Source organism: Mesorhizobium sp. M7A.F.Ca.US.006.04.2.1 (assembly GCF_004022915.1).
GTDB classification, from domain to species: Bacteria; Pseudomonadota; Alphaproteobacteria; order Rhizobiales; family Rhizobiaceae; genus Mesorhizobium; species Mesorhizobium ciceri.
On record NZ_RZQA01000119.1, the window covers coordinates 1 to 10,465 of the forward strand.

The 10,465-nt window shown below is 63.3% G+C and carries 10 protein-coding genes; 6 read left to right on the forward strand and 4 right to left on the reverse strand.

What is annotated here, in order from left to right; genetic code table 11:
* The 3 genes from EN925_RS09180 to EN925_RS09190 form a co-directional block, all read left to right on the forward strand.
* A partial coding sequence (locus tag EN925_RS09180; RefSeq protein ID WP_164894167.1) for an aldehyde dehydrogenase family protein occupies positions 1 to 1,309 on the forward strand: 1,309 nt, incomplete at its 5' end.
* Between the two features lie 91 nt (positions 1,310 to 1,400).
* Positions 1,401 to 1,976 carry a DUF1349 domain-containing protein gene (locus EN925_RS09185; protein WP_063170443.1) on the forward strand — a complete coding sequence of 192 codons (576 nt, stop codon included), beginning with the start codon at positions 1,401 to 1,403 and terminating at the stop codon, positions 1,974 to 1,976.
* Positions 1,977 to 2,192: 216 nt separating this feature from the next.
* Positions 2,193 to 3,167: a hypothetical protein gene (locus EN925_RS09190; RefSeq protein WP_127369124.1), complete on the forward strand. Its 975-nt coding sequence runs from the start codon at positions 2,193 to 2,195 to the stop codon at positions 3,165 to 3,167.
* A 185-nt stretch (positions 3,168 to 3,352) separates the two neighbouring features.
* Here EN925_RS09190 and EN925_RS09200 read toward each other — a convergent pair whose 3' ends face one another.
* From EN925_RS09200 to EN925_RS09215, 4 genes are all read right to left on the reverse strand, one after another.
* Positions 3,353 to 4,885: a mercuric reductase gene (locus EN925_RS09200; RefSeq protein ID WP_127369122.1), complete on the reverse strand. Its 1,533-nt coding sequence runs from the start codon at positions 4,883 to 4,885 to the stop codon at positions 3,353 to 3,355.
* Positions 4,875 to 6,224 (reverse strand): glucoamylase family protein, encoded by a 1,350-nt coding sequence (locus tag EN925_RS09205; protein ID WP_013528141.1) that lies wholly within the window; start codon positions 6,222 to 6,224, stop codon positions 4,875 to 4,877. Before EN925_RS09205 ends, EN925_RS09200 begins: the two co-directional genes overlap by 11 nt.
* 137 nt (positions 6,225 to 6,361) lie before the next feature.
* Entirely contained in the window at positions 6,362 to 7,114 is a 753-nt protein-coding gene (locus EN925_RS09210) for an SDR family NAD(P)-dependent oxidoreductase (protein WP_127369121.1), read from the reverse strand.
* 136 nt (positions 7,115 to 7,250) lie between these two features.
* Positions 7,251 to 8,060 carry an IclR family transcriptional regulator gene (locus EN925_RS09215; protein WP_127384633.1) on the reverse strand — a complete coding sequence of 270 codons (810 nt, stop codon included), beginning with the start codon at positions 8,058 to 8,060 and terminating at the stop codon, positions 7,251 to 7,253.
* Between the two features lie 186 nt (positions 8,061 to 8,246).
* On the opposite strand from EN925_RS09215, the gene EN925_RS09220 reads away from it, so the two are divergent.
* From EN925_RS09220 to EN925_RS09230, 3 genes are all read left to right on the forward strand, one after another.
* Positions 8,247 to 9,260: an ABC transporter permease gene (locus EN925_RS09220; protein ID WP_027164248.1), complete on the forward strand. Its 1,014-nt coding sequence runs from the start codon at positions 8,247 to 8,249 to the stop codon at positions 9,258 to 9,260.
* Entirely contained in the window at positions 9,257 to 10,102 is an 846-nt protein-coding gene (locus tag EN925_RS09225; protein ID WP_024501859.1) for an ABC transporter permease, read from the forward strand. The genes EN925_RS09220 and EN925_RS09225 overlap by 4 nt, the downstream gene beginning before the upstream one ends.
* A 3-nt stretch (positions 10,103 to 10,105) precedes the next feature.
* Positions 10,106 to 10,465, forward strand: a 360-nt coding sequence (locus tag EN925_RS09230) for an ATP-binding cassette domain-containing protein (protein WP_128336473.1), incomplete at its 3' end; no start/stop codon positions are given.

Sequence of the window (10,465 nt, forward strand, 5' to 3'; positions counted from 1 at the left end):
GGCGATCGCTGCGGCCAAGGCAGCGTTCCCGGCTTGGTCCCGCTCCGGTCCGCTGGCGCGTCACGCGGTGTTGAAAAAGGCCTCCGACGAGATTCTGGCGCGCAAGGACGAGATCGGCCGCAATCTGGCGCGAGAGGAAGGCAAGACGCTGGCCGAAGGCATCGGCGAGACAATTCGCGCCGCCCAGATATTCGACTTCTTTGCCGGCGAAACGTTGCGTTTGACCGGAGAGGTCGTGCCGAGCGTGCGGCCGGGCGTCGGCGTCGAGATGACGCGCGAGGCGGTCGGCGTGGTCGGCATCATAACGCCGTGGAATTTTCCGATCGCTATTCCGGCCTGGAAGATCGCCCCGGCGCTGACACACGGCAACACCGTCGTCTTCAAGCCTGCGGAGCTAGTTCCCGAGAGCGCCTGGACCATCGTCGACATCCTGCATCGCGCCGGCCTGCCGAAGGGCGTGCTCAATCTCGTCATGGGCAAGGGCTCGGTCGTCGGTCAGGCGATGCTCGACAGTCCCGATGTCAACGCCATCAGCTTCACCGGCTCGGTCGGCACCGGCAAGCGCGTCGCTGCGGCAAGCATCGAACACATGCGCAAGTTCCAGCTTGAAATGGGCGGCAAGAACCCGCTGGTCGTGCTCGACGATGCCGACCTCGCGATCGCCGTCGATTGCGCGCTCAACGGTGCCTTCTTCTCGACCGGCCAGCGCTGCACCGCCTCGTCCAGGCTGATTGTGGCTGACGGCATTCACGACCGCTTCGTCGACGCCCTCAAGGATCGCATGAGCAAACTGGTCATCGGCGATGCGCTCGACGCGCAGACCCAGATCGGTCCTGTCGTCGACGCGACGCAGCTGAAGCAGGACGAGGACTATATCGCCATCGGTGTCAGGGAAGGTGCCACGCTCGCCTTCGGTGGCGAGCGGCTCGACCGCAAGACGCCGGGCTTCTACCTGCAGCCGGCGTTGCTGACCGAGGCGACCAACGCCATGCGCAGTTCGCGCGAGGAGATTTTCGGGCCTGTCGCCAGCGTCATTCGCGTCAAGGACTATGACGAGGCGCTTTCCGTCGCCAACGACACGCCCTTCGGCTTGACCTCCGGCATCTGCACCTCGAGCCTCAAGCATGCCACGCACTTCAAGCGCAATTCGGAGGCCGGCATGGTGATGGTCAACCTGCCGACGGCGGGTGTCGATTTCCATGTTCCCTTCGGCGGCCGCAAGGGTTCGAGCTATGGGCCGCGCGAGCAGGGCCACTATGCGGCGGAGTTCTACACCACGGTAAAGACGGCCTATACATTCGCGGGCTGATCAGCCGTCGACCGATCAGCCGGGCTGATCGGTCACTGCCGGCCACGCCGGCAACCCCGCCATGCACATCTGGATTGGAGCGGCGCGAAGGATGACAGTGCAGGACCTGACCTGGCTTAACCCGCCGCCGCACCATTCTATCGACGGCGACAGCGTTCGTGTGCGCACCGGCAAGGAGACCGATTTCTGGCGCGAGACCTTCTACGGTTTCTGGCGCGACAATGGCCACTTCCTGCACCGGCCCGTCGAAGGCGATTTCACCGCCGAGGTCACCGTCAAAGGCGACTACGAGGTGCTTTATGATCAGGCGGGGCTGATGGTGCGGCTCAGCGAAACCCATTGGATCAAGGCCGGTATCGAGTACACCGACGGCCTTGCCTATTTCTCCGTCGTGGTCACCAACGACACGTCAGACTGGTCGCTGGTCGCCATTCATGCCGGTCCGGGCGGCGTCAGGATCCGGCTGACCCGTCACGCCGAAACGATCCGTGTCCAGTATCTCGATGCTTCCGACGGCCACTGGAAGCCTGTGCGGCTTGCCTACTTTCCGATCTCCAGGACGGTCGATGTCGGCATGATGTGCTGTTCGCCGCAACGCGAGGGCTTCGAGGTCACATTCTCCGGCTTTTCGGTGGGGCCGCCGATATCGCGGGAATTGCACGATTGAGACGTGCGGCCTGCGCCGACCGCAAGCCCTTCGACCTTTGTCATAATCAAGTCTGTAGATCGCCGCCTGCCTCGCCGGCGGCTGCGCCTGTCGTAAGTTGGGTTCTCCGGAGCCGGAATGGGTATTGCGGGGAAACTTTTGGCCTATGTTCCGCTCAAGGCGAATATGTCGGGCAGCACGTTGCAACGGTATTGGCATCCGCGCTAGGAGTTGCCCATGGGCAGGTTGCGAAGGGCAGTCAAAAGAGCCGTCTATTCCAGGGCGCTGAGATTTCTTGGCGTTCCGCCCGTGCTGTGGTCGCAGGGGATCGGACATTTCTGCGATTTCGCCGGGCCGCGCTGGTATCGCAACGCGTCAACCGCATCGACACAGAGCGAGGCATTTTTCCGCCAGCATTACAGCGGCGCACATGGCATCGTCTGGCTGCGTCTGAGCACCTTGTCCAGGGATGCGCAAACCTGTGATCTCGACACGTTCGTCAGGATCGTGTTGCCGACGATCACGGCACCGTTCACGCTGCTGACGACCGATGGCGATGCTTCGGTGCCGTCGGATCTGGCGAAGGACACCGTCGACCAGCTTCTCGCCAACCCCTTCCTGGTCTCCTGGTACAGCCAGAATTGTGACGGCACTCACCCCAGGGTCAAGCCTTTCCCGATCGGGCTCGATCTTCACACGCCTCGGTCCTTCGCCACGCCGGAAGGGCTTGTGAAGCAACTGGAAATCATACGCGCCCGGCAGGATCATGTGGACCGCCGCCCGCCCAGACTGTTCTCTGATTTCAGCATCAGCAATGGCTCGAGACAGCGCCGGGAACTGCTTGATGCCCTGCGCGGATGTCCGCATGTCGATTTCCTGGCGAAACGCGTCTCGCAGCGCTCGATCTGGCAACTGTACTCGCAATACCCGCTTGTGCTGTCCACCGAAGGCAACGGCCTGGACTGCCATAGGACATGGGAGCTGTTCTATCTCGGCTGCATCGTCGTCACCAAGACCTCGCCGCTCGACCCGCTCTATCAGGGTCTGCCGGTCATTATCGTCGACGACTGGCATGAGGTCAGGGACCCCGATGCGCCAAGGCGCTGGATAGAGCAGGCTAAGCATCTGACCGAGCGCGACCATGTTTGGGGACGCTTGCATCCGCAAACCTATCTCGAGCCCATTCGGCAAGAACTTCTGCACGCACTCTGACAGGGCAGCCACGAAATTGGAGTTGCGGTCGGCAGGGCCCGCAGGATCCGCGGAAATATAGAGCCGGCTAACCTCTGGATGGCGTCGACGTTTGGCGGATATCCGAGATGGTCGACGAGGCTTTCGTCAAGCGCCGCATCGTCGCCGAATGTCCGATGCACCAGCTGCGGCAGGCTGCCGGAATGTCACCATCGCCTGGACCACGCCAACCAGCGGCCAGCCAGATGCTTCCATGATGAGGTGAGCCTTGTCCGCCGATAGGCGTCGCCGGCCATCTTTATGCCTAGCGCCTGCGTCGGGAAGGGATGGATGACGTCGGCCAGCGCACGCAATCCCATGCCCGATTTGATGGCCAGCGACACCGCATTGATCATCTCACCGGCATGGCTGGCGACGACCGTGGCGCCCAGGATGCGGTCGGACCCTTCCCTGACGTGGATTTTGACGAAACCCTCCTCCTCGCCGTCCATGACCGCCCGGGCGACATCGTGCATCAGCACCGTATAAGTCTTGACCGGGATGCCGTTCTGGCGCGCCTCCGCCGGATAGAGGCCGACATGGGCGATCTCCGGATCGGTGTAGGTGCACCACGGAATGACCAGCTCGCTCAGTTTCCTACGTCCGAGAAACAGGGCATTGCGCACGACCATGCGAGCTGTGGCCTCGGCGGTGTGGGTGAATTTGTAGGCGAGGCAGACATCGCCCGCCGCATAGATGTGCGGATTTGTGGTGCGGAGATAATCGTCCACCTTGATACCGTCGGCATCGTATGCCACCCCGGCGTTTTCCAGGTCGAGGCCGTCGACATTGGGCGATCGGCCGATGCCGGTGATGATCTCGTCGACGGAAATCGTTGTCGTGATGTCGTCGCACACCAGGTCGGCGAGCTTCTTGCCGCCTTCCGTTCGCACCGCTACCACCTCGGTGTTGAGGCGAACCTCGACACCTTCGCGCGCCAGCGCGTCCGAAAGGATCTGGGCGGCGTCGCGTTCCTCGCCGGGCAGGAACATCGGTTCCCGTTGCGCCAGGATGACGTTGGCACCGAGCAGGCAGAAGGCCTGCGCCGCCTCGCAGCCGAGCGGTCCGCCGCCAATGACCAGAAGCCGCTTCGGGCACTCCGTGAGCTCGAACATGGTCTCGTTGCTGAGATAGCCGGCCTCGGCAAGGCCTGGAATCGTCGGCAGCCTCGGGCGCGCGCCTGTCGCGATCAGCGCCTTCCTGAAACGCAAGGTTTGTCCGGCGACCGTGACAGCGTCCGGTCCGGAAAACAGCGCTTCGCCGAAATAAAGGTCGATGCCTTCGGAAACCAGCCTATCGGCGGCATCCGCGCGGCTGATCCGCTGCCGGATCTGCCGCATCCGCGTCATGGCGCGCGGAAAGTCGACGTGAAGACGGTCCGGCATGTCGCCGCCGAAATTCTCGGCATCGCGCATGTCGGCATAAAGCCTTGCGGTGCGGATGATCGACTTGGACGGGATGCAACCGACATTGACGCAAGTTCCGCCGATCAGATTGCGCTCGATGAGCGCGACCTTTGCGCCGAGGCCGGCCGCTTCGTAGGCGGCAGTCAGCCCAGCCGGCCCGGCACCGATGACGACGAGGTTGTAGGGACCGTCCGGCTGCGGGTTCTTCCAGTGCGGCGGATGGGCGCTCGCGATCAGACTGATGTCGTTGCTGTCGACGGGGAAGGCGGTGGTCCTGGTCCGGTCACGCGACATTGCCGCCACCTGACGCCGGGCTTGCCGGCTGAGACAGCCAGCCGCCATTGAATCCGGCCTTGTGCAGACCGCGACGGATATGCTGATTGGATCGCATCAGCTTCCAGATCAGCCCTGACCGATGGTTCTCGATCATCATCACCACGATACCCTGATCCAGCCCATAGTGGCCTTCCGACACCCAGCCGTGCCTCCCGAATTTACGCCGGTTCGCCAATGTCGGATTGAAGCCGCTCGGCAGCCGGAAATTGTCGATCACCTCGGGGTAGCGATCACCGAGATGGCGCAGCGCCGCCAGGCAGATCTCCGGCGCGAAAGGCAGTGATGCCGGATAGGACCAAGGGGCGATCGTCCCGTCATCGGGCCCGAACGGAGCGCCGCGCGCGGCATAGCCGGAAAACCGCCGGCGCTGTCGCTCCACGCTGGTGCGGAAGCCGCCCGGCCCGTCGCCCGCCGAAAGTCCCCAAAGGTTCTCTTCATAGCCGTCATAGCCGTAAGGGTTGTGGCGCGCATAGTCGCGATGCAGATAGGTCGAGCGGCGGCTGTTTTCGAAATAGTCCGAGTTCTTCTCGCGCATGAAGGCGTCGCGGATGCCGGCGAAATCGATCCAGGCATGCGAGAACTGGTGCATGAACAATGGGCCGCCATACAGCACGTCGTAGCCGTAGATGTTTTCCCACTGATAGGTCGCCGTCCAGCCCTCGTAGCTGTTATCCGAGGTTGGACTGTCAGGCGAGGCCATCGACAGCACGTAGAGGATCGTCGCTTCGTTGTAGCCCTCCCAGCCATAGTGCAGAAAGCCGCTCTTTGGCTTCCAGCCTTGCCGCAGGGTCGGGCTTGAACCTTGTGCCCACCGCCAGTCGACGCGCCGGTAGAGCGCCTCGGCCAGTTGGCGGATTTCGGCTTCCTCGTCATCGTCACCGGAGAAATAAGCGCTCGCCACCAGCATGCCTGATATCAGCAACGCCGTATCCACCATCGACAGTTCGCAGCGCCAGACGCGCAGGCCGGTCCGCATATCGAGGAAATGGTAGTAAAAACCCTTATGGCCGGTGACGTCGTCGCTATTGCCTTGCCGGCTGGTCGAGAAGAAACGCAGCGCGGCCAGCGTCAGCTTCGCGGCGGCATCGCGCGTCATCCAACCGCGCTCGACGCCGATCGGATAGCTGGACAGCGCGAAGCCGACGACAGCGATGCTGGCCGGCGAATTTGGCCGCGATGTGTCGGCGACCAGTCCGTTTTCGGGGTTCACGTTATCGAGGAAGTAATCGAAGGCGGCGCGCTGATAGCGGTCCAGAAGCTCATCGTCGGACAGTGCGGCAGATTCGGCTCTAAGCAAAAGTAGCAAACTCCCGCCTGACGGCTGCATTCCGTGTCATGGTTCCCGCTACCTTGTCGCGACTTGTCGATTCGAGGCCTATACGCCCGCATGCTCCATCCGTTGCACCGTCACGTGGAATTGAGATTCGTTCTGCCTCAGTAGGTGGCGCGGCCGCCGGAAACGTCGAACACGGCGGCCGTCGTGAACGAACACTCTTCCGAGGCGATCCAGCAGATCAGCGCCGCCACCTCGTCGACCTCGCCAAAGCGCGCCATCGGTATCTTGGACAGCATGAAGTCGATGTGCTCCTGGCTCATCTGCTTGAAGATCGCGGTGCGCACGGCCGCCGGCGTGACGCAATTGACCGTCACCCCGGTCTTGGCCAGTTCCTTGCCGAGCGACTTGGTCAGGCCGATTACCGCGGCCTTGGACGTGCTGTAGGCGGAGGCGTTGGGATTGCCTTCCTTGCCGGCGATCGAGGCGATGTTGACGATGCGGCCATAGTTGCGCTCGAGCATGTGCGGCACGAGCGCCTTGTTGCAGTAGAAGACGCCGTTGATGTTGATGTCGATGACCTTCTGCCAATCTTCCGCCGAATAGTTCCAGGTCGTCATGTTCGGCCCGGTGATCGCCGCGCTGGTGACCAGGATATCGACACCGCCAAGCGCTTCGAGCGTTGACCGGGCAGCGCGCTCCACGCCTGCGGCATCGGCAACGTCGATAGCGATGCCGTGAAGACTGGGGATGACGGCCTTGGCCTGTTCGATCTGGGCGGGATCGCGATCCCAGACCGAAACCCGTCCGCCTTCTTCGACAATCCTCTGCGCCACCGCCAGACCAATGCCCGATGCGCCACCGGTGATGACCGCCACCCGGTCGCTGAACCGTCCTGCAAAACTCATCGGCATCCGATCTCCCCCCGTCACCCGAACCCGATGGACTGACAACGCGAGCGCCATGCCATCGGCGGCGACTGTGCTGCCACCACCAGGCAAGTTCAAGCCGGCATGCAGCCCGATCGTCTGGGCCAATCCCGTGCCGGGATTACACGGGAATTCCCTCGAGCTGGTCGCCCAGTGCTTTCACCATCGCCACCAGCGCCGGTCCGATCTCGGCATGCGCGCGGTCCTCGGTGATGATCTCGCCGATGCCGCCGCAGGTGATGGCAACCAGCGGCGAGCCGTCACGCGGGCGGAACGGCACGCCGACTGCATGGATGTAGCTGTGCCAGGCGCCGAACGACGTCACATAGCCCTGGTGTGCATATTGGGCGATCGCATCGTCGATCGCCGCCGCGATCATCGCTGCCTTGTCCGGCTCCGCCTCCTGCAAAGCCCGTACAAGTCTGACGCGCTCCTCGGGTGAAAGGGCCGCCGCATAGGCCAGCCCCATCGATGTCTTCCAGATCGGCAGATAGGAGCCCGGGTTGAGCCGCAGCGTGACAAGGCTCTCCGACCGGCAATTGGCGAGATACACCATGTTGAGGCTGTCGCGCGTGCCGAGCGCCACCGCCGCCCCCGTCAAATCGGCCAGCGGCTGCATCAGCGGCCGGGCGACGTGCACGACGGCGCTTGAACTGAGCGCCGAATAGCCGAGCGCCACGGTAGCCGACCCCAGGCTGTAGCGGCCGAGATCCTTGTCGTACAGGAGGTAGCCGAGCGCGCTCAGCGTATAGGTGATGCGCGACACCGTGGCTTTGGGCAGGCCGGTGCGGGCAATGATGTCCTGGTTGCCGAGCGAGGCGTCGCCCGGCCGGAAGGCGCGCAGGATGCCGAGCCCGCGGACCAGCGACGACGAAAGCTGTGCGCCTTCGCCTTCAAGCTCCGTCTCGTCCCTGGTGGCTCGCTTGCGCACGCTGAGGTCTTTCTGGCGTCGTCGTCCGCCTGTCGGGCCGGTGACGTCGGCACTGTCGATCAAAAATGAAATTAAATTCCATTTATATTGACAGCGGCTTTCGCGGGCTGTCAATATGTTTCCGTCGATGGCATGTCCCAGCGCCTTGTGCCATCTTACGAAGCCCCTCCTTGTGAAGGTAGCCACGTGTCTCGCTATATTTTGCGCCGGCTTATCGCAATGCCGTTTCTGGTGCTCGGCATCGTCACCATCGCCTTCCTGATCACCACGGTGACCAAGGGGGATCCGCTGACCGCGATTGTCGCCGAACAGCAGATGAGCAACCCCGAGGTGGTGGCCGCCGCCAAGACGCGTTGGGGTCTCGATCGTCCTTTGCCGGAACGCTATATGATATATCTTGGTAATCTGCTGAGCGGCGATCTTGGCACCTCGTTCATCACCAAGCGCAATGTCGGCACCGACATTCTCTACCGCTTGCCGGCAACGCTCGAACTGGTTTTCGCCGCGATGATCTTCGGCACCACGCTCGGCATCGTGCTTGGTGTGCTGGCCGCCTATTTCCGCAACAGCCTGATCGACCATGGCGCGCGGCTGTTCGCCTTGTTCGGCTCTTCGCTGCCGGTGTTCTGGTCGGGGCTCGGCCTGTTGTTCATCTTCTCCGTCATGCTGAACTGGCTGCCGGGGCCGGGCAGGGTCGATGCCCGCTTGGCATTGCCGCCCGGCATCACCGGCTTCCTGACCATCGATTCGCTTCTGGCTGGCGACTGGACCGTCTTCAAGGACGCGCTCTGGCACCTGCTTCTGCCGGCCTTCGTCCTCGGCTGGACGGTTTCGGGCACCATATCGCGGCTGGTGCGCGCCAACATGCTTGATGTGATGAGCCGCGAGTTCGTGCTCACCGCGCGCGCCAAGGGGGCGAGCGAGTTCCGCGTCGTCATCGTCCATGCGCTGCGCAACACCATGGTGCCGACCCTGACCGTCATCGGCTATTCCTTCGCCTATCTGATCACCGGCGCGGTGCTGACCGAAACCATCTTCTCCTGGCCGGGCATGGGATCCTATGCCGTGGAGGCAGCGCGTGCGCTCGACTTCCCGGCGATCATCGGCGTCACCATCGTCGGCGGCCTTGCCTTCCTGGTCACCAACCTTATCACCGACATACTCTATGTCGTGGCCAATCCGCGCGTGAGGTTGAGCTGATGGCGGTCGTCGTCACCAAGTCCCGCTCCTCGACGGTTCCCGAATGGCTGACCGCGCCATTGGTCATCGGCACGGTCGTCATCCTGTTCTGGCTGTTCATGACGGTATTCGCCAACCTGGTTGTGCAGTTCGATCCGCTCGAAATGGTCGCACGCCGGCTTCAGGCGCCAAGCTGGGCGCATTGGCTGGGTACCGACGCACTCGGCCGCGATGTGCTGGCCCGCACTCTGCACGGGGCCGCGCATTCGCTGCCGATCGCGGTTCTGGTCGTCGTCTCTGCAGTGATCATAGGCTCGCTGCTCGGCGCCATTTCCGGCTTCGTCGGCGGATTGACCGGCGCGGCGATCATGCGGCTTGTCGACGTCACTCTGTCCTTTCCGCCGATGCTGCTGGCCATGGCCGTCGCGGCGTCGCTCGGACCAGGCCTCGGCAATGCCGCCATAGCCATGGTGCTCGTCTGGTGGCCCGTCTACGCCCGGCTGATGCGGGCGCAGGTATTGGAGGTGAAGGAGCGCGAGCATGTCGAGGCGGCAATCGCCGCCGGCGCCAGGCCGCGGCGCGTGCTGTTCACGCACATATTGCCGCTTTGCTGGACCCCGGTGCTGATCAGCGCAACCATGGATCTCGGCCAGGTCGTGCTGCTTGCCGCGTCGCTCAGCTTCATCGGCCTCGGCGCCACGCCGCCGACACCCGAATGGGGCTCGATGATCTCCGATGGCGCCGTTCATTTCTATCAATGGTGGATCGCCTTCGGTCCCGGCGTCGCCATCCTCACCATCGTGCTCGGCTTTAACTTCATAGGCGACGGCTTGCGCGACATTCTCGATCCAAGGTCGGACTAGGCGATGAGCGCACAGATTTCCTCAGCGCCACCGGGCGCAGTCGACAAGGTGGGCGAGCGCGAGCCGCTGCTGTCCATACGCGGTCTGCGGGTCGGGTTCCGCAAGGCCGGCAGTCAGTTCGAAGCGGTTCGCGGGATCGACCTCGACGTCGCCAAGGGCGAAGTGGTCGGCATTGTCGGTGAGTCCGGCTCGGGCAAGTCCGTCGGCATGCTCGCCGCGCTCGGCCTCACGTCAAAGAACGCGGTGGTCACCGGCTCGGTCCGCTTCAACGGCGACGAACTGGTCGGCAAACCGGCGCGCGAGATGCGCAAGATCAGGGGCGCGCGCATCGCCATGATTTTTCAGGACCCGCTGTCCTCGCAT